Raw genomic sequence first — 21,387 nt, forward strand, 5'->3', positions numbered from 1 at the left:
TTAACTAGCCTCATTCTCAGTAATCTTAGAGTTATTTTTAATTTTGTGCAATCCAAATGGGATAAGATATAGGGCAATTCCATATAGTAAAAGACAAATTATCTGTGTATTTAAATTAAGGTGTAACATGTTAAAAGCAATACACACAATGACAAAGTTAATACTACAAATTAATATGGTGGTCATTAAATGGCTGTAGCCTATTTTAATAAACCAATGGTGAATATGGTTTTTATCGGCCTTGAATGGACTTGTTTTATGAATCACAATTCTGATAAAGAAAATACGTAAGGTATCAATAAATGGGTAAAACAATAAAGCAAAAGCCAATGCTGGCGATGCTCTATAATAGTCTGAAGCCTCATCTACTTGAGCCATATTAATAAAACTTATAGTAAAAAACGCTAATAAAAACCCCACAATCATTGACCCTGTATCTCCCATAAATATTTTTTTACTTAAAGAGAAATTAAATCTAAGAAATGCTAACAATGACCCACAAAGCGCAATAGCAATAGTTGCCAAACTTAAATCATGGGAATGAACAAAAAGATATACAAATATAGCACTTGCTGTTAAGGCTATGGTACCTGCTAATCCATCAACACCATCAATAAGATTATAGGCATTTATAATTAATATATATACAAATAATGTAAACCCAACAGAAACCCAATATGGTAACGTATACACATCTAAAATACTTGAAAAGCCAATAATGCGAGTATCTGTAAAAACAATAAGTAAGCTCGCTACAAAAAGTTGCCCCACTAATTTTTTACCTGGTGATAAAACAGTAAGATCATCTTTTAAGCCCAGAAAAAACAAGACTGTTAAGCCCCCCATTACTAAAAGTAAAACTTTAGTATTCAGAAAAGCTCCTACTATAGTTATCACAACAATAACCCCTAAAAAAATACCAATACCTCCTAAAGTCGGTGTTTTAGTGGAATGTAAACTTCTACTATCTGGTTCATCCATTAAGTGTTTTTCGTTTGAAACATATAAAATTGTAGGAAAGGTTCTATAAGCGATAATAAAAGCCAATATAAACGCTGCTATTAACCAAATAACAGCATTATCACTTGGACTAAAATTATCTAGTAGAGTTTTTATCATAAGAGGATGATGTACTTTTATTATAATCCATTAATAGCTAGGCGCAAGATACAATTTTATTGTTTAGACCATAAATTTCAGACTAAATAAGCTTAAATATATCTAAATGAATTATTGTCAAATTATTTCAACTTTTTTAAACATTCCACAATTCGATGTGCCGTTTTACCATCCCATAATGGGATATCATTTCCTTTTTTCCAATTACCTGCAAATAAGGTGTCTAAATATGGCTTTAATTTTTCAGGATGCGTTCCAACCAACTCATTAGTCCCTAAGGTAATCGTTTCTGGTCGTTCGGTATTATCTCGCAATGTTAGACATGGCACTCGCATAATTGACGCTTCTTCAGTGATTCCTCCAGAATCCGTAATAACCGCTTTTGCTCTTTCTACTAAAAAATTAAATTCTAAATAACTTAATGGCTCTACGGTATGTAATCTTGAATGACTAATATTAAGACGTTCTAAAATTTTTGCTGTTCTTGGGTGTACAGGAAAAACTAGTGGTAAGTCTTGCGTATTGGCTATAATTTCATCAATCATATCTTTTAGCTGTGACTCTTCATCTACATTAGCTGGCCTGTGCAGTGTCATTACGATGTAATTCCCTTCTTCTAATCCTAATGCGTTCCAAACTTTAGGTTCTGTAAAATTTGGACGCTGCTTTAGCAACGTATCAATCATGGTATTTCCCACGAAAAATATCTGATTATCTTTTACACCACTTTGCTTCAAGTTTGTATTCGCTGTTTCTGAAGTTGTAAAAAAGTAGTTTGTAATACTATCGGTTACCAATCTATTAATTTCTTCAGGCATAGACCAATCGTCAGAACGGATACCTCCTTCGACATGTGCTACTTTGGTGTGTAATTTCTGAGCGACCAATGCACAAGCCATTGTAGAGGTTACATCTCCAACCACAAGAACCAAATCAGCAGGATTTGCCATTAATTCCTTTTCAAAACTAACCATAATTGCCGCCGTTTGCTCTGCTTGTGTACCACCACTGCACTCTAGATTAACATGTGGCTCAGGAATTTCTAATTGCTCAAAAAAGCTACCAGACATATTTTTATCATAATGCTGACCTGTATGCACTAAACGATAATCCATATCTCCATGGTCTTGTTTTGCTTTTTGAATGGCATGGATTATTGGTGCAATCTTCATGAAATTAGGCCTAGCCCCTGCGATAATTGTAATTTTGTACATGGTTAACTTTTTACAAATTTGGTATTTATTCTATTACTAATAATTATAAATATTGATTTTATATCTACTTGACCCGACGTTTACCCGAGGCACACCCGACGCATACCCGACGCATACCCGAAGGAGCTCCTTATAACATCTGCGATATAGTTTGGCAATTTACAGCATAATATACACTTAAAAACCTCCTTAACTTTATGATTATATTAAAACACCACTCATAAGTTTCGCTCGCAACCATAAGAAACAACATATATTTTATTTCTCTCTTATTATCGAGGATACACACCTTTAATTAAAACTATTTATTACTAAATATTTTTTTTTAAGAGATGTTCTAACCATAAAATAAACCGGATTAATATCTATTTAAATGCAAATTAACAAAAAAACGGACTAAATGTATCTGTCTTTTTATTCTAGAGGGCTGACTTATTAATCTATAAGTCCACTCCATATTATTTTTCACCCACCATTCTGGTGCACGCTTTACATTGCCTGTAAACACATCAAAACTTCCACCTAAGCCCTGATAAACGGCTTGATGTTCTTTTTGAATACGTTCCATTAGCAACTCTTGCTTTGGCGACCCCATGGCCACAAATACAACATCTGGATTGTGCTTTTTAATATCTTCTATTAAAGCTAATTCTTCAGCTTCCGTTTTAATATAACCGTTTCTATAGTTACAAATGGTAATGCCGTTAAATTGGGCCTTCAGTTTTTCTACTGTTGTATCAATGACCTCTTGTTTTCCACCAACTAGATAGAACGATTTTGTTTTATAATAATTAGCAACAACATCTAACCATAGTTCACAGCCAGGAATCTTAACTACTTTATCTATTCCTTTTTTCTGTAAAGCCCAAACAGCTCCAATACCATCTGGATAGCCCATATTTCTATTGATTAGCGCTCTACTTTCGTCTGTAGCATGAAGAATTTTCTCTGCATTAACAGCCACCATAATTTTATGGTTATCAAAGGCATATTGCATTAATTCTTTTCTGGATGTTGGAGCAAAAGTCATTACCCCGTTTAAGGACTTAGCCTCCATATTATTTAGATTTTGTTTCTAGTAAGTAATGCGCCATAGCATTAAACATAAAAGCATTAGACCACCGCATATAGGATATTTTAGAACTCATGCCTTGTCTATATTGATAATAAAAGTAGCCTTTTTTATGTTGCATATTATCTATAGTCCAATGTAACACTTTAGAAAGTAAAGCCTTATTAGGTTGAAAAGCTTTCATCTTAGATAAGGTTACAATGACTTGTGCTGGACAATGAATATCTATTGGAAATGTTTTATCGTGGTAATATTTAGGCATCCCATCACCTTCAAAGAAATTGTCTAGATAGTATTTTAATCCTTTATCTAAATGCTTTTGAAAACTTAGATCATCCGTATTTTGTTGATAGGTTTCAATAGCATCTAAATTAAAGCCTGTATGAAAAGAATCTATCCAAGATTGTATGGGCAATAAACCATAAATCCAAGACCCATCTTCACTTTGCAAATCGCAAGCTGCAATAACCGCTTGTTTTGCTAAATCAGCATGCTCTTGGTTTTTGGTATACTTATAAGAATAGCTTAATATTTTAGCTCCTAATAACGATGCGTTAATCACGGTATTATTACCATCTAGCACACTATATGAAAAAATGATTCCGCTGCCATGTTTTGTTCTCGATAAATCCTTTACTACAAAATCGGCAGCCGTTACCGTTTCTTTTAAAACATGTTCATTCTTAGTTATTTCGTAACTTTCTAGTAAAGCTTCAACACAAAAACAAGTGGCGACAACCGTTGGAGTATACTTCTTAAACAAAAACAAACGTCTCGCTTGCCAATCGAAATTATAACCCCAAGCTGACCCCGAATAGCCTTTAGACCTTAAGCCTAATAGTAATTCTGAAAGTTCATTGATACGCTGTAAAATCTGGTCTTTAGTTCCAAAGTCTTCATTTCCGTTTTCAGCTAACTTATATAAGCGACAATACCCTAAAAGAAATAAAGCCAAACCTTTTGTATTATGCTCTTTAGGCACCAAAAGCAGCTTTCTAAAATTAATAGGACTTCGCTTAAATCCTTGAATCCAAGCTAATCGTGCTAAGTCCCAATGCTTTAATGGTAAGGCCTGAAAAACCTTAGAGTTCATGCCATCATAAGGATCCCAGCCTTTGAAATCTTCGGCTTCACAATAGCTTTTTAGCTTTTTAAAACTGGATGCTATATTAGATTTCAACTTGCTCACCTCCACGTTTTACAGATTCTAAAACTTTAAATGACGCTTTGGTAACCGCTACAATGTCTTCAAAAGGAATTGGTGCTTTGCCATCGGTTAATAAGCCATTAACAAAAGCTTCAACCATTTCTTTCTGACCTTTATTTTGATTAAAAATCTTATCTTTTTTAGGTTTTCCTTTACCGTAAATTTTTAATTCTTTAAAGTCATTTAAGGTTGCTGAAATTCCGGCAGAAAATACCTCAACATATTCTTTAGTCATAGACTTAGAACCGTTAGCATAATACGCCACGACTCCAGATGATCCATTTTCGAATTGAATTAAAATATTCAACGTATCATTTAATTTATTGGCATCAGGTAATGCTGAAGCCGACACTTTAACAGGAAGACTTCCATTAAGATAGGTTAAGTAATCTATAAAGTGACATACCTCACCTAAAACACGACCGCCTCCAATTTCTAGATCTTGTATCCAAGTGTCACCAGGTATTGCACCTGCATTAATTCTATATAACATGGTCATAGGATTATTACCTACGGCCTTTTTAAGCTTATCTGTTAATGGTGAAAAACGTCTATTAAAACCAATCATTACTGCTTTTTTAGCTTCAGATTGGGCTTCTATGATATCTTCTAATTCAGATTCTAGTAAACATATTGGTTTTTCAACAAATACATTTTTATTCGCCTTTAGACTTTTTAAAACGTAAGGGCCATGAGAATCGTGACGCGTCGCTACAAAAACCGTATTGGTTTTGTCATCTAACACATCTTCTTCATTAGTGGCACAAAACTGAAACTTAAATTTCTCTGCCACACGCTTAGAAGTCGTCCCTGTATTCGTCAATACTCCTACTCTAGCAACATCATTAGTTTCTGGTATATTGGGTAATAAATTACCTTGTGCATAACTACCAGCACCTATAAATGAGATATTTATTTTTCCTAATTGCTCAGTTTCAGAGGTAGCAATCTTTGTTTTATTGGCTGTTTTTTCAATATTATATTTTAAAGCGATACCTGTAAACGGCTCAGCTTTAGAAACCACTAAATCAAAGGCATCTTTTGCATTATCAAACTCAAACTCGTGCGTTGTTAAGTAATCGATATCTATTTTCTTGGTAGCGATTAAATTTTGAAAGGCTTCCATGTTTCGTTTTTCTGTCCAACGTACATAAGGCAAAGGATAATCGATTCCTTTTTCTTCGTAATTCAAATCATAACGCCCAGGACCATAAGAACAGGCCATTTTTAATTCTAGCTCTTTACGATACCAGAATGGATCGCGTTCAAAACCAGTTGGCACAGCACCTAACACCACCACTTTTCCTTTTTTACGTGCTATAGCACCTGCAAAGTTAATAGGATCTAAACTCGCTGTTGCTGCTGCAATAATCACAGCATCTGCTCCATAACCATTGGTTGCATTTTGAATTTGCTCTTCTACACCTGCTGCATTTCTGGTTAAACCTAAATCGACCACGTTATTATCCACTGCTTTTTTAACAGCTGCTTCCGATACATCGATTCCGATAACTGTAACACCAGAGGCTTTTAATATTAGTGCTGCTAATTGCCCTAATAAGCCCAAGCCAATAACTACACAAGATTCACCTAAGCGCATATCTGCTTGACGTACTCCTTGCATTGAAATGGCTCCTAAGGTATTGTATGCAGCATCTTTTAAGTTGGTACTTGGATTTAATTTTACACATAGATTAACGGGAACAGAAACAATTTCTGCATGGTTGGCATAACCTACTCCAGCGCAAGCGACTTTATCCCCCACTTCAAACTCGGTTACTCCTTCGCCTACTTCAATGACTTCACCTGCACAGCTATACCCTAATGGCGAATACGCATCAAGTTTTTTCATCACTGCTCTGTAGGTCTGAATTGGCCCTTGTTTTTTTAAGGTATCAATCACTTGCTTTACTTGCTGTGGACGCTCTTTGGCTTTACCTATTAAACTTTTACGAGCGGCTACGACTGTAGAACCTTCTGTGCCTGCACTTATAATGGAATAGTGATTTTTTACAATCACCATTCCCTTTCCTAATTGTGGGTAAGGCACGTCTTGAATGATCATATCGCCAGAACCTAGCTTTTGTGTTAGTTGTTGCATTATCTTTCTATTACTTCAATTATTCTTTTAAAAAGTATTTCTCTTGAATATTTCTCTCTATTCGAAATTACTTCTTGTTTTTTAACATTATAATCTGAATTGATTCCTTTAAAAACAACATCATTTACTGCTTTTATTTCACTGACATTAAATGAACTAGACCAGCCTATGTTGTTATTGTTTACAAAATCGGAACAATCATTTTTTCCGAGTGCAAAAATAGGCAATTCACATGCTAAATAATCAAATATTTTATTTGGCATTGAAGAAGTAATCATAGGAATAATACCAATGTCACATTTTTTTAAATGTATACATACTTCATCTTGATTCAGTTTTCCTTTAAAAAATACATTTTTAATTTCATTTGTATTCACGTAATCAAATACAGAAGCATAACGTTGTCCTTCTCCATTATCTCCATATAAGTACAGTTCAAATCTTAAATCATTCTCTATCGATTTAATATAAGGAAGAATATCAATCTGGTATTGCAAAAGGCCAATATAAACGACTTTGACAGGAGGAACTATAATCTTAGGTTTTACAACTTCGCAATTAAAACGATTTGGATTATATCCTAGGGGAATAAAATCTGATGTTGAATTTGGGCTGTAACGGCTTAGCCAATTTAAAAAAGAAGGAGAAACGTGTAAAAATTTTTCAAATTTAGAAACACTTCGATTTAAAAAGAAATTACAATAAGTTGTAAAAATCTTACTAACTATCTTATTGTTTATCTTAAACGCATCTGGCCACACATCTCTGATATCTACAATAACTTCAACGTCTTTTTTCCGTTTTAACTTACTAATGTAGTACAAAATTTCAATAGGTCTCGAAGGAATAATTATCAAACTATTCTCCTTTAATTCTTTCTTTAGTTTTTTATAAACTTTGAAAGCAAAAATCAAGTTTGATAATACACGATTAAAGCTAAAATTGCTTTTATATGCTCGAGTTGAAATTAATTCTAAACGGTATGGTAATCTCTCTTGAGCAGATTTTAGATCTGCATTAGAAAAGAAAATTTTATCAGCGTGATAAAAATTAGAACTAATATAGGTTACATTGTAATTTTTTTCTGCTAGTAATTTTGCCAAATCGGGATGTCTTTTTCCTCTTTGAGTTAATTCAGACTCAGTTTGACTAACTATATAGATATTTTTTTTCATCTCTCTTAATTTACAAATATATTATACAGTTGATTTCTAACAGCATTTATTTCAAATCTATCTTTTATTTTAAGCTTACTTTCTGAACAATTTTCTAGATAAAAAGATTTATTATCAAGAAATGATGCTATAGCATCTTTAAGTTGTAGTACTTTTTTTGGGGCTACTAAAAACGCATTAAATCCATCTTCAACAATTTCTGGAATTGCCCCTACATTGGTTGCAATTACAAAGCAACCTGACGCAGTCGCTTCAATAACAGCGTTGGGACAGCCTTCCATATAAGAAGGAAGTAAAAACACATGTGATTGAGACAACACTTCATATTTAGTTGTTTTATCAATAAAACCTAAAATATTAATCTTTGACTTAACCTCTGGATTTAGACTAAGAAAATCATTTATTTTTTCTTCAATTTCAGAACTCCTGTAATGTCCATATATATCCATTGAAAACGACGTATATTTATTTGCAACTAGTAACTTTAAGGCTTCTAATAATTCCATAATTCCTTTAAGTTCACTAATTCTAGAAATATAAACCATCTTTATAATTTCATCAGAACTTTTAGTTTTCCTCTCTTGTAGTTGTGAGTTATCGTAAGTTGTATAAACAACATGAATATTATGTCCTTTAAAATGTTTCTCTAACTCTGTTTTAAATTTTTTACTTAATACAATAAATTCTGACGAATTCTTGTAAACACTTTTAAAAAAATATGATAAAAATCGTCTATTAAAAAAGCCTTCGCGCCAACCTCTAACAAAAGTTATAGACTTTATTTTCAAATACTTACTGATTAATACATAAATTCCATCTCTAATAATCGCAATAGGGATTAAAGATGGATTAACAACAACCTTATTGGGCTTTTCTCTTTTTAAGAACCTATAAAACTCTCTATATTGTCTTATACTATCCGTTAAATAACCGAAATATCTTTTCTCACGATGGACATAATCTGAGCTATGTGAACCAATATTAAAATACACCAATTGATGGCTCTGATAATTCCATACTTCATTTAATTCTCTATAAAAATTTGCAACACCACCTTTGGCTTCTAAATCTTTAGAACATATAATTATTTTAGGTCTCATACAATAACCTGTTGTTGTTGTTGTTGTTGTTGTTGTTGTTTTATAAACATTACTCTCAATTGTAAGTAAGGAAAAACAGAAAAGAAGTATAATACATTAGTAGTTCTAAGCATTCCTGAGTAAAAATTAACTAACACCATTATAGCAAACAAGGATAATATTACTACTGAATTCTCTCTATCATATTTTCTATAATAAAAATAAAACCCTATAACCTTTATATATAGCCATATTATTAGTAAAATACCAACAATCCCAAAATTATATAGAAACCCAAAGATATCACTATGAGCATGAGTACGCTTTCCAACATTTCTATAAGTATCCTCTTGATTACCAAAACCGAACATTTTATTATCAGAATTATACCATAGGTCATATATTCTAGTATAGGCACCTATACGTCCAGAGCCAGCTCTTTCATTACTTGGGTCAAATTGATCCTCTTCAAATCTCTCACCTACTTCATCTTCTTGTAACTGAAAATAAGTAAGACCAGCAAAAGAAATTGATAATAAAATTATTAATCCCGTAAATAATTTTTTAAAGCTAAAATCAGCATTTAGATTCCCTAAATAGTAGACAATATTACCTGCTACAAAAGCAATCATTGCACCTCTTTTTAATGTTATCAATATCGCAAAAGCAGAAAGTACTATAAAAAACACGTTTTTCTTATAACCATAACTAGAAAACAAGAGCAAAGGATACATAAATAAAATTAAATATGCTGCAACATTATAATCGTCTTTTATAAAACCAGTTATAAAAAATATTAATGAAAATCCTACAGCTACATAAATTACACGTTTAAGGACTTTTGTAAAATCTTCCATAGTTAAAACACCCCTATAACCGTAAGCAAATAGAATATTAACCCCTAAAACCCAATATAAAATTTTTGAATACACCCAAAATCCGTCAAATAAATCTCTATCAGTAAATAGGTATAAAAAAAGAACAATCAAAAACACCATAAAAAAAGTATGCAGCTTGAATTTTCTAATAATTTGAAAATTCAAGACATATTCTTTTATTAATAATACCAAAATAAGAATTCTTAGTACTCTAGATATATTTAAAACAAAATTACTACTTAAAAACTCAGATCCTAAATCGGTAACTAATAACAAAGGAAAACCCCACTTAATTAAAAAAACTAATAGTTTCATTTTCCTTTGAATTCTGTTTTTATCATTTCACTTATCCTTAAGTTGCAGAGATTATTTTTGCAAAACTTACCCTTTTCAAAAACCCACTCATGATTATTTGTATCGTAATACAATCGTCCAGACTCATTATTAATTTGCAATAACTCCCTATCGCCTTTTTGTCCAAAATACGGCTGTACCTCATTAACTAACAACTGATTATCTGTCGTAACAAACACATCAATATCGGCATAATAAATTTTATATTTATCTGTGATATCTTTAACTAAATTTAAACATTCAATTGGAGGCATTCCATAACCAAAATTTTTAGAACCGCTATGAAATTGGCCTTCTTTTAATTTCTCAAATCCAAAATAATAATCACCAATTCTAATAATTCTCCATTCTTTAACATCATTGAGATAATCTTGAAGAATCACAAAACCATGTTCTTTATCTAACTTATGCTTTCGGTAACTTCTAATACCTGAATTAAAAACTTTCTTAGTTACACTTTTTAATTCTGATGAATTCTTTAAAATCTTAACACCTGATGCTCCAGAGCCACTACTTGCTTTGTATACAATTGGATACTTACACGTAGATGCAAAATCTAAAAGTTCATTATTATCGTAAAAAATATAAGATGAAGGGTGTGGTAAATCATTAACCTTTAACCAATCTAGAGTTCTTAATTTACTTTCCCATATCCACAATTCATTATAATTTGGAAATACAGGAATATCATAACTATCATTTAACAACTTTAAACGATTATCAAACATGTCTTTCCAAGGGGTGTACTGAACCGAAGGTCTGGCGATTAAGAAATCTATAGATTTTGATTTTAAATTTTGTAACCAATCTTTCGAAAAAAAATCTATAATAACGTAAGACAATTTTAAATCCTCACAAGCTTTTACATAATTATAATGAAGGTGCCATTTCTCTTTTATTATTCCTACAGTATATTTTGAGTTTTCAAAAGTTCGCTCTTCTTTCTTGGTGATTTCAATCACGGAGTCAACAGCCTTTTTACCTCTGTAATTGAAGACATTAAAATAGTAATAAACGAATTTCTTAAAGCCTAAAATGAATTTGTCTTTCATACTACTTGTCTTTTAAAATAGTTTCAACAATTTCTCGATGCGTTTCGCAAGTCACAATATTCTTTAACACCAATTTTCTATCGTTTTTGTATATGAATTTTAACCAAGATAATTTTTCATTTAACTTACGCATCACTTTACCATTACCGTTTAAAATACTAAAATAGGTATTCTCTAATGACTTTGATAATTTAAGCCATTCTTCTTGAATATAATTAGGGTTTTTAATCATCTTTTGAGAAGCTTCATCTATATGATTCATAAAAAGTTTTGCTTCTTCTATTGTCATTTTTCTTACACCAATTTCATCTTTAAAAAAGCTTTTATGTATATAAGGGATCAATTGTATATCTGTTGAGTTATCTTCATGTAATACAACTTCAATTAAAACCCCTTTGTATAGCCAATCTCTTTTTAATGGGTAAGGGTCAAACACAAAATTGCCTTGGCCATAATAAATATTTCCTTTATTGTACGCTTCGTAAACTCCAGCCGTATGTGAGTGTTGGCAAACCACCATATCAACCCCCTGATCTACAAAAAAGCGACATAATTTTTGTTGTTTTGGTGAGGGTAAATGGTAATTTTCTTTACCTCCATGATATAATAAAATTATAAAATCACTTGAATCTTTAAGAGCTTTTATCCTTGTTACAAAATCTATAACATCCACTGGATTTGCACCAGATTGACCATTTTCTGCTATAGAAAATTCGTTTTCAGCATAGCTAAGCACAGTTATATTTTTTCCTTTTATAGTTGCTCTAAATGGTTCCGAAGCATCTTTTAATGTTTCACCTGCTCCAGAAAAATCAAATTGATTTTCCTTCAGAGCTTCTAATGTGCTTTTTAGTCCTTTTTTACCGTGATCTAAGATGTGGTTATTTGCTAAATTTAAATAAGTAATACCACTTTGTTTTATAGCATTTAACATTTTAGGAGAATTCCCAAAAACAGCACCACTTTTTTTAATTGGTGATTGCGCATTAATTAAAGGAGTTTCAAGATTAGCAATCGCAAAATCAGCAGCTTGAATTTCTGGTAACACATCGGTAAATAATTGCTGAGCATCTCCTCCTAAAAAAGCCTTTTCGTCTCTTTTAGTCACGCAGATATCTCCTCCAATAATAAGTTTAACCATTATATGTACCGTCTAAAAAGGTTTGTGCCCAAGTTTCAAAAGCAAAAAACATCCATAAGTTTTTTAAATCTCCTTTAGAAAAATTGTTTTTATTACTCCAAATTTTAGAGACTTCTTTATAATCAAAAACACCTCTATTTTTTATACCTGGCAATAGTTGATCCTCTATAAGCTGATTCATTCTTGTTTTTAAAAATAAATCCTCTACAGGCAGCGGAAAACCGCTTTTTTCTCTGTAAACAAAATCATTGTTAAATCGTTTTACAGCAAGCTCTTTTAAAATATGCTTGGTATATTTATTTGGCCTATTAAGATGTCTTATATCTTGACATTTCTTAACCAATAACTTCGTTGGAAGCTTCATCACTAACTCTACCATATTTTTATCTAAAAATGGCACTCTATTCTCTACAGAATGTGCCATAGTCATTTTATCCTGTCTATTTAATAAATCTACCATGTAGGTTTTTAAATCGTAAACAGAAGCTCGCTTTATGACATCTCCATGAGAAGGAAAAAGCTCTTTTCTTTGTTTGACAACCGTTTCTATATCGTTAGTGACACTAAATTTCTTAAAATCATTTATACTTAAAGCAGAACTACTCATTATAAAAAAGTCCTCTAGTGTTTGCTTTAAATTGTACTTACTCTTAATTCTATTTCCAATAACAGGTAAATTAGAATAGCCTTTAAGGTTCATATTTAATCTACAAGATAAATTGTGATATCTTGAATACCCTCCAAATAATTCGTCTGCTCCTTCACCACTTAAAAGCACTGTAACATTTTCTCTAGCGCGTTCCGCAAGACGCTTTATACCTAAAGTATTAGGTATACTAATAGGCTGATCTAAGTGCCAAGTAGCCTTGAAAAAATTCTCAAAAGCGTATTCGTTAGAATATTGATATCTATGTGAATCTGAATTGGTATGATTTGTTACGTAAGTAATAAACTCTTCTTCGGAATATTTTTCATCTGAAAAGACAATAGAAAACGTATCCATATTGGCGTTAAAAAACTCACGTGCATAAGTTGTTACTAATGAAGAATCAATACCTCCAGACAACTGGCAACCCACAAGAACATCGCTCATTAGTTGCGACTTAATACTTTGTTTAAAAGTTTCGTCTAGTTGTTCTAAAGCTTCTTTCGGATTTATAAGATTTTCCTTATTAACCATTGTATAAGACCAATACTCTTTTACTTCTATTTTGTCTTCTGCAATTTCGTAATAATGCCCTGGAGGTACTTGCTTTACGTCCTTATAAAGGGTTCTGTCGTGAGCACAATATCTAAACAATAAATATTCGTCGAGATGATTAGAGTTAAGTTCTGCTTTAAAATCTGGATGTTTTGTAAACGATTTTATTTCAGATGAAAACATTAAAACACTTGGCGTTTTGTAGATATACATTGGTTTAATACCCAATTGGTCTCTAACTATAAAACTTTTTTGCAGCTTTAAATCAACAATAATAAAAGCAAACATACCATTGAGTAACTCTAAGGTTTTGTCTAAACCATATTCTATATACAAATAAAGAATCACTTCAGTATCTGTATGGCTTTGAATTGGATGCCCTTTAGCTATTAATTCATCTCTAAATGATAATGCATTATAGGTCTCTCCGTTATATGCTAAAATATAATTACCGCAACCAGAAATCATTGGTTGATGGCCTTTTTTAGAAAGGTCTAAAATAGATAGTCTATTAAAGCCAATACCTGCATGTAGATGACTAAACTCTGCCGTTTCGTTATCAATTACATTAATTTTTTGATCCTTGAACAACGAAAAACCAACCATACCTTGATCATCAGGCCCTCTATGTACCTGTATATCTGTCATCTGTTTTAACACATGACTCTTTAATGGTTGATTGTGTAAATTAATAAAGCCTGTAAAGCCACACATAAATTATAAGATTTTATGAAATTTGTAAAATGCTTTTATTCGCTCGTCTGTCAATAATGGCTCGTGTCCTTGTAGCACATCTGGATCTGGATGATGATTACCTTCAATAGCGACTAAACCTTTAGTACTTAACACAAAATCCCATCCAACACATTTTAGCATTGGCAAACTATTAGCTGCATCTAATATCTCTGCTTTTATTGAAGACCAATCTGGAATAACTGTTCCTTCTATTTTCACATTAGTATCAGGATGATGCGTATATCTCTTATGTTCTTTAGCTTTAGGGTGCCTTGTACAGTCACTTAATTGCCCAGTTTCAAGATTAATTGAAGCACTTAAACCTCCTTTTGTAAAATTATCTTGTGGTGCAGATGCTGCTACTCCTATACGTTGAACTGCTCTTGCTATAAATGCTTTATTTGTTTCTGGATCAATTAGTGTTATAATACGCATGGTATTTACCGAGGTAGCATTAAGTGATTTTGAAAATTCACTTGGTTCTATATAATCAGTAAAAATATAATTGTTTAAGGTTTTAAAAAAAGCGAGTAATTCATTCGAATTGAATGTTTTAGTATTGTTAACTAAAAACTGATTATCATTTTCTTTTTTAATAATATATACTCCTTTACCTCCACCACCAGAGATGGTTTTTACAACAAAAATTTCAAATTGATTAATAAGATCTTCAATTGATCTGCTATCGTTAGAATAAAACTGTCCACTTACTATAATACCAAAGGTTTTTGGCACTTGAATATATTTACCAACATACTCAGAAAAGATTAACTTATTAGTTAACAATTCATTGAATGGTTCATTAATCCATCTTGCCATTGCTGCATGGTAATCACTTAAATAATCTTTATAATTATTTTTATCGAGTTGATAAAGCGTATATTTTTCAGCTAAAAACCCTTTTTTCCAAAGTCCAATCTTTTTAGTAAAACCTATTGGAAATTTATCCTTTAGATCCTTCTTTACTATATTAATCTTGGTTCTATATTTATAATAAGTAAACTTCATGCTGTTGCAACTATTTTAAAACAAAGGTTTTAATCGCGTATAATATATTTGCGAAAGTATCTATAAGATTTGAATTTCTAGGTATGTCTTGATTTAAATATAGATTTTTATACAAACCTACTCCTTTTTCAACATTGAAATAAGCTTCAAACCACAATTTTGAAGTTCTTTCTTCTTTACTTTTCAATGCCTTATAAATAGAATCTAAATTGGCTTGCTCATTAAAATCAGTAACCTGCGTTCTTGGTGAAAAGTTAGTGGTAAAAATAGCATCAAAATTAGCGTCCGTAACTAATAAAGGATAATCAGCATCTTTGTAAGGCACTAATAACATTTTATTTAAACTCGATGCTTCCATAAAGTTACGACCTGTACCAATAATAACATCTCCAACATCTAACAATTCACTTGCGTTATATGTAAACTCGTCTGAAGTTTCAACAATAACATCATCTTCTAAATTTTTAGATTTTATTTCTTCTAAAATCTCATTATAATTGGTCTCGCTTTGAATGGTCCCAATAACAATTAATCTTACCTTGAGACCTTTAGTTTTTAGCCACGAAACAAGGTTAATTGCCTGGCTAATAGATTTATGATAATGCTTTCCTATCCTTGCAATTCTTAATAAAGAGAGATCAGCTTTATCATGTTTTGCATAAAATGCTTCAATCCTAGAGCTATCCAACTCAACAGGTCTTACTCGATTTGGGATTAGTGTAAGCTTGGTATCGTAATAACGTTCCTTACTGTCGAAATAAGCTTTATTTTCTTTACTAAAAAGTACTAAATTATCAGATACAGGAAAATACTTCTTAGGGTTTGGCCCTCCACATTTATTTAGATATGAGGCTTGTTTTCTACTTTTAGAAAGCAACCTACTAAATGCAAATGAATGAACATCAAAAGCATGTATTACGTCTGGTTCTAATTGACTTATAAGTTTTTTTATTCTGAACAAAACAGACAAAAAATTATAACCATTAAAATTGACAAATGACAGATTGTAATTAGTCTTATCTAAAACTTCAGAAGGCTGAACACCAAGATTAACAACATGTACATTGTCAGTTTCACCAATTGCATTTGCAATGGTATTTAAACTATGAAAATGGCCCCCTTTTCCGTGACCTACTGTGGTAATAAAGTAAACGATGGTCATATTATACGCTGTTCTACTTCAAGGTCTACATTAAAACGATCTTTCACCTTGGTCTGAACATGTCTAATAATGGAAACAACATCCCCCCCTTTAGCATTATTGAAATTTACGATAAAACCCCCATGCTTTTCAGATATTTTAGCTCCTCCTATAGTAAATCCTTTTAAACTTAATTCATCAATCATAGCACCTACATAAAACCCTTTTGGTCTCTTAAACACACTACCTGCATTGGGATATTTTTTTGGCTGCTTTGCCCATCTTTTTTGCTTCATATCCTCCATTTTTTCATGGATTAAATTCTTATCAAGTGGTTTAAGCTGAAGCCAAGCTTTTAAAACTAGCATAGATTTACTTTGTTGAAACAGGCTATTTCTATACTCAAAACCAATAGCTTCATTTTCTATTTCAGAAATTTCAAAAGTATCTAAATCTAAATAACGCACTTTTAATAATATATCCTTTACTTCCTCACCACTTGCTCCAGCATTCATTACCACTGCTCCTCCTAATGAGCTTGGTATATCATAAAAAACTTCGACACCAGACAGTCCCTCCTCTAATGCTTTTTTACTAATTTCTAACATAGTAGCGCCCGCTTCTGCAATAATAATTCCGTTAGAGTTTTCTACATCTATATCATTAAAATTACCATTAAAAATAATAAAACTTTCGTCGTAATAAGCTTTAGAGAAAATGATATTGTGGCCACTACCTAAAAGTATAAAGTTTTGATTTGTTTTGAATAACTCAACAATTTCAGTTTCGTTTTCAGGGAAATAAGCTACTTTACACCTTGCTTCAATTCTATATGAATTATAATTTGTTAAGTCAAAATTTTGATGAATTATCATAACTAACGTTTTAACTTTTGTAAAAGTTGAACAATGGGTTGAAAATCAGAATGTCTGTATCTAATAATTTCCAACACTGGAATTTTAGTTTCTTTACTATAAAAATGGATAAATAATAGCGCAGCTATACTGTAACTAATAGTTGAAGCAATGGCTGCTCCTACAGCTCCATACTCAGGTATGAATAGAAGATTTAAAACAACATTTACAATAAGAGCCGGAATCATTGCTTTAAGTGATACCCAAGGTTTTCCTTTACCTGATAAATCCATATTAATCACTTTAAAAATAGTAAGCAAAAGCACTCCTGGTAATAATGTATTTAGCACCATCACACTTCCTACAAAGGATTCACCATACATGAGTACAATAACAAATTTAGATATTAAAAATAAGATTAGAGATGCTAAACCAATAGCTAGTATTGACAAACGAAGCAACTGAGTTACCTTTAATGAAAACGCCTTATCATCTTTAGAGACTGCACTTCTTGCAAACACCACCGTACTGAGAAGCATTGGTATTTGCCACAAATACTCGGTAATACTTACACCTTTCGAATAAATACCTGTCTCAAAAGCTGAACTAAGATTATCTAGTAATATAACATCAATCTTGTAATTTAAATTTACCACTAATAAAGCAAAAGCGTAAACCAAACCTAGTGTTAACATTTGTTTTATAATGTCCCAGTTAAAATTAAGACTAAAAGCTTTTATAAATTTATTTTTAAATAATAGTATTCCACTTATTACTAATGGACCAACGATTAGAGCCAATAGATAACCTGAAACACCAAAAGACAACCACCAAACAGAGATTGCTGTAATCAGTAAAACGATAAGTGTTGGAATCCAGTTGATTTTATTAAAAACACTTATTTGATTTTTACCAAGAAAAACACCAGAATTATAAGTATTAAATAATGCGAATGGTATTGGCAGTACTGCTAAAACTACTAGCCACAAATTTTCTCCTGACTTACTCAAATAGCGTATTAAGAAAAAGCAAACAACAACACTAAACACTGTGGTGAATAACCAAATTTGAGTAATTGCTCTTTTAATTTCGTCTTCAGAAAAAATACCTTTACCTAAAAAATAGGTGGTTGATTGTCTGATACCTAAAGAACCAATAGACATAAAAAGCGAAGGATAAACTAATAGTGCTGCAATTACACCATTTTTTTCCGGACCAAGAACTCTTGCTATTATAATAGATGTTGTAAGACCAAATGCAATCATTAAGACTTTAGAAACACCTACACTTAATATATCCTTTAAAAAAGTGGACATATTAGCGTTCTATTTTTATAGATATCCCTAAACCTTTTAATTTCTCTTCTAGTTTATTATAACCTCTTAATGCCATTTCCACATTTAAGATTTTAGAGGTACCATTTGCTAATAATGCCCCAATTACCAAAGCCATACTTCCACGTAAATCAGTAGATTGGACGGTTGCAGACACCGGGGTTACATTATTTTCTCCAATTGTAGTAATTAAGCCTGTTTCCCATTCTATCTGCCCTACATATAATTTAGCAAGCTCCTCGCAATATTTTATTCTTTCCGGATAACGGTAATCAAATATTCTACTCTTACCATCCGCATGTAAACCTAACAACACATAAAATGGTTGCATGTCTGATATAATCCCAGGATGTGTACCTGTTGCTAACTCAAACGGCTGTATGATTCCATTAGTAAGACAATCTTGAGTAATATGAACATTAGTTTGATTTCTATAAAAGTCAATTCCTGCATCATGTAAATGTGCTAAAGGAATTTGCATAGAATCGAAAGGAACATCTTGTATAGTGATATCTCCTTTACTTAAAATGCCATATACAATCCAAGTAAGAGCCTCAATTCTGTCTGGCATAACCTCAAAAATAGAACCCCTTAAATAATCTTGACCTGTAACTTCTACGTAACTATTACCTACAACCTTTATTTTAACTCCTAAAGTGCGAAGAAAATCGATTAAATTCTGAACTTCAGGCGAGATGTATGCATTTTTAATTGTACTAACACCCTTCGCGATTGATGCACAAATTAAAGCACTTTCCGTACCACCGATAGTTGATATTGGAAAATCAATATTGTTAGCTATTAAGCCATTTGGTGCTTTAACTTCAATATAATCATCTTTTTCTACAACTACAGCTCCTAATTTTTCCCAAACCATTACATGTAAGTCGTAACCTCTGTTACCTATTTTGCAACCACCTGGATAAGGTATTTTTGCTGCCCCAGACTTCTTTAACAACCCCGGAACAAGCAAATAAGTAGTTCTAATTGGATAATCGTAACTATCTAACAAAGTATCTTTAAGCTCACTAGAGTTGATTTCAACAATTTCATTATCTCTATCAACTTCGACTTTCCCATGACACTTTTTGATAAAATCAAATTTATAATTAGCATCAACTAATTCTGTAGGAAAGTTTTCTAATACGATTTTTTCGTCAGATATAAGTGCTGCTGCTAAAAGTCGAGTGGCTGCATTTTTCGCTCCACTAACTTTTACTTTTCCTTTCGGTATTTGCTTTCCTTCTATTAACGCTGTTAGGTTCTTCATTATCACTATAAAAATTAAAAAACTATATAAAATTTCCGCAAATATATTGTAAATATGATAGGACGTCTAATGATAGATAAACTATTTACATTTGAAAACTTCAAATACAATACCTTAAGTCTAAAATTGATTTGATTTTCAATGTAAGTTTCAACATAAAACAACCTATTTAAATTATAAAACACTAAAAATCAAACCTTCTTCACCAAAAACCAAGCATTCAAAAGCTCCGCTCTGTTATACAACATCCGCTCTTTCGTACTCCAATCTATAACCTTGAAGCCTGCATGCTCACAAATGGCCTGTCCTGCAGCTGTATCCCACTCCATAGTGGGTGCAAATCTTGGATAGCAGTCTGCTTGTCCTTCGGCGACCATACATAGTTTTAATGAACTTCCTTTAGAAATCAGGTTAACATCACCATACTTTTCTCGCATTTGATTAATATACTCATCTGTTTCTGGAGACCTATGTGAGCGACTTGCTACAATTGTAAATGTTTTATCTTCTCTTTCTAATGGCAACTTATTTCCTTGACTGATTAAAGTAGAAACATCATAATCGTTGAGATTTACAGACACCTTAAACGCCCCGATTTCGCTAGTTGAAAAATAAAGGTCACCTAGTACTGGTACATAAATAACACCAAGTAGGGTTTTCTGATTTTCTACAAGTGCAATATTTACTGTAAATTCACCGTTACGCTTAATAAATTCTTTAGTCCCATCTATAGGATCTACAATCCATAGTTGGCTCCAGTCTTTACGATCTTCATAAGGTATAGATTTACCTTCTTCGGATAACACTGGAATATGTGTTGCTTTCAAATGTGACATAATCACATTGTGGGAAGCGATATCGGCTTTGGTTAAAGGTGAATCGTCACCCTTTAGCTCCACCTCAAAATCATCAGAATGATAGATGTCGAGAATTGCTTTGCCAGCTTCTAGGGCTGCGGTGATGCTGTGATGCAGTAATTCGGTGAGGCGGTGATTCGGTGATTCGGTGATTCGGTGATTCGTTAGATTGGAGCTTTTATTATTCATTTTACTTACTTAGTTTCTTGGTTAAACCTTGTTTTAAACGGTATAACATTTTTCTAACTGTAATGATGTTATTTTGTAATGCACCATCAAACGTTATATACCCTATTCGTTCTGCTATTACTAACTGTGTTTCTATTTCTGATAATGATCCTGATGCTATATTTAAAAATCGAATAAAGTCCTTTGTAGACCCTCTACTTGAACCCTCAGCTACATTTGAAGGCAACGAAACCGCAGCTCTTCTAAGTTGAGAAGTCAATCCAAAATTTTCAGACGAAGGAAAATCCTCGGTAAGTTTATAAATATCCTCTACTAAATTTAAACTTAATTTATAAACTTCTAAATCTTTATGCGTCATAATTAAAACATTTAAATTACAAGATAAAGATTCTCCCTAATACCACAT

Annotated in this window: 18 protein-coding genes; all 18 read right to left on the reverse strand. The window is 32.0% G+C overall.

Features of this window, described 5'->3' with window-relative positions:
* Complete coding sequence (locus ABD730_RS11130) at positions 1 to 1,119, reverse strand: MraY family glycosyltransferase (RefSeq protein WP_344714609.1); 1,119 nt, start codon at positions 1,117 to 1,119, stop codon at positions 1 to 3.
* A 122-nt stretch (positions 1,120 to 1,241) separates the two neighbouring features.
* Positions 1,242 to 2,333 carry a non-hydrolyzing UDP-N-acetylglucosamine 2-epimerase gene (gene wecB, locus ABD730_RS11135; RefSeq protein ID WP_344714611.1) on the reverse strand — a complete coding sequence of 364 codons (1,092 nt, stop codon included), beginning with the start codon at positions 2,331 to 2,333 and terminating at the stop codon, positions 1,242 to 1,244.
* A 358-nt stretch (positions 2,334 to 2,691) separates the two neighbouring features.
* Positions 2,692 to 3,390, reverse strand: coding sequence for a WecB/TagA/CpsF family glycosyltransferase (locus tag ABD730_RS11140; protein ID WP_215927337.1), 699 nt, complete (start codon positions 3,388 to 3,390; stop codon positions 2,692 to 2,694).
* Position 3,391: 1 nt separating this feature from the next.
* Complete coding sequence (locus tag ABD730_RS11145; RefSeq protein WP_344714613.1) at positions 3,392 to 4,594, reverse strand: delta-aminolevulinic acid dehydratase; 1,203 nt, start codon at positions 4,592 to 4,594, stop codon at positions 3,392 to 3,394.
* Complete coding sequence (locus ABD730_RS11150) at positions 4,575 to 6,713, reverse strand: bi-domain-containing oxidoreductase (RefSeq protein ID WP_344714615.1); 2,139 nt, start codon at positions 6,711 to 6,713, stop codon at positions 4,575 to 4,577. Before ABD730_RS11150 ends, ABD730_RS11145 begins: the two co-directional genes overlap by 20 nt.
* Complete coding sequence (locus ABD730_RS11155) at positions 6,713 to 7,888, reverse strand: glycosyltransferase (protein ID WP_344714617.1); 1,176 nt, start codon at positions 7,886 to 7,888, stop codon at positions 6,713 to 6,715. The genes ABD730_RS11150 and ABD730_RS11155 overlap by 1 nt, the downstream gene beginning before the upstream one ends.
* Before the next feature lie 5 nt (positions 7,889 to 7,893).
* The gene (locus ABD730_RS11160) at positions 7,894 to 8,988 is read right to left on the reverse strand and encodes a glycosyltransferase (RefSeq protein WP_344714619.1); all 1,095 of its coding nucleotides are present in this window, start codon (positions 8,986 to 8,988) and stop codon (positions 7,894 to 7,896) included.
* A complete protein-coding gene (locus ABD730_RS11165; RefSeq protein WP_344714621.1) occupies positions 8,985 to 10,160 on the reverse strand; it encodes an O-antigen ligase family protein in 1,176 nt (391 codons plus the stop codon). Before ABD730_RS11165 ends, ABD730_RS11160 begins: the two co-directional genes overlap by 4 nt.
* Entirely contained in the window at positions 10,157 to 11,251 is a 1,095-nt protein-coding gene (locus ABD730_RS11170) for an ATP-grasp domain-containing protein (RefSeq protein WP_344714623.1), read from the reverse strand. The genes ABD730_RS11165 and ABD730_RS11170 overlap by 4 nt, the downstream gene beginning before the upstream one ends.
* Before the next feature lies 1 nt (position 11,252).
* Complete coding sequence (locus tag ABD730_RS11175) at positions 11,253 to 12,392, reverse strand: CapA family protein (RefSeq protein ID WP_334470706.1); 1,140 nt, start codon at positions 12,390 to 12,392, stop codon at positions 11,253 to 11,255.
* Positions 12,385 to 14,307: an asparagine synthase (glutamine-hydrolyzing) gene (asnB, locus tag ABD730_RS11180; RefSeq protein ID WP_344714626.1), complete on the reverse strand. Its 1,923-nt coding sequence runs from the start codon at positions 14,305 to 14,307 to the stop codon at positions 12,385 to 12,387. Before asnB ends, ABD730_RS11175 begins: the two co-directional genes overlap by 8 nt.
* Positions 14,308 to 14,310: 3 nt before the next feature.
* Entirely contained in the window at positions 14,311 to 15,336 is a 1,026-nt protein-coding gene (locus ABD730_RS11185; RefSeq protein ID WP_344714628.1) for a sugar-transfer associated ATP-grasp domain-containing protein, read from the reverse strand.
* Positions 15,337 to 15,346: 10 nt separating this feature from the next.
* Positions 15,347 to 16,498, reverse strand: coding sequence for a glycosyltransferase (locus ABD730_RS11190; RefSeq protein WP_344714630.1), 1,152 nt, complete (start codon positions 16,496 to 16,498; stop codon positions 15,347 to 15,349).
* Positions 16,495 to 17,352, reverse strand: a complete 858-nt coding sequence (gene murB, locus ABD730_RS11195; RefSeq protein WP_344714632.1) for a UDP-N-acetylmuramate dehydrogenase — start codon at positions 17,350 to 17,352, stop codon at positions 16,495 to 16,497. The genes ABD730_RS11190 and murB overlap by 4 nt, the downstream gene beginning before the upstream one ends.
* Positions 17,353 to 17,354: 2 nt before the next feature.
* Entirely contained in the window at positions 17,355 to 18,647 is a 1,293-nt protein-coding gene (locus ABD730_RS11200) for a flippase (protein WP_344714634.1), read from the reverse strand.
* 1 nt (position 18,648) lies between these two features.
* Entirely contained in the window at positions 18,649 to 19,935 is a 1,287-nt protein-coding gene (locus ABD730_RS11205) for a UDP-N-acetylglucosamine 1-carboxyvinyltransferase (RefSeq protein WP_344714636.1), read from the reverse strand.
* A 191-nt stretch (positions 19,936 to 20,126) separates the two neighbouring features.
* On the reverse strand, positions 20,127 to 20,981 hold the full coding sequence (cysQ, locus tag ABD730_RS11210) for a 3'(2'),5'-bisphosphate nucleotidase CysQ (protein ID WP_344714638.1): 855 nt from the start codon (positions 20,979 to 20,981) through the stop codon (positions 20,127 to 20,129).
* Position 20,982: 1 nt separating this feature from the next.
* Positions 20,983 to 21,339 (reverse strand): four helix bundle protein, encoded by a 357-nt coding sequence (locus ABD730_RS11215; RefSeq protein WP_344714640.1) that lies wholly within the window; start codon positions 21,337 to 21,339, stop codon positions 20,983 to 20,985.
* Positions 21,340 to 21,387: the final 48 nt, after the last annotated feature.

The sequence above is a fragment of the Winogradskyella damuponensis genome, from assembly GCF_039538385.1.
GTDB classification, from domain to species: Bacteria; Bacteroidota; Bacteroidia; order Flavobacteriales; family Flavobacteriaceae; genus Winogradskyella; species Winogradskyella damuponensis.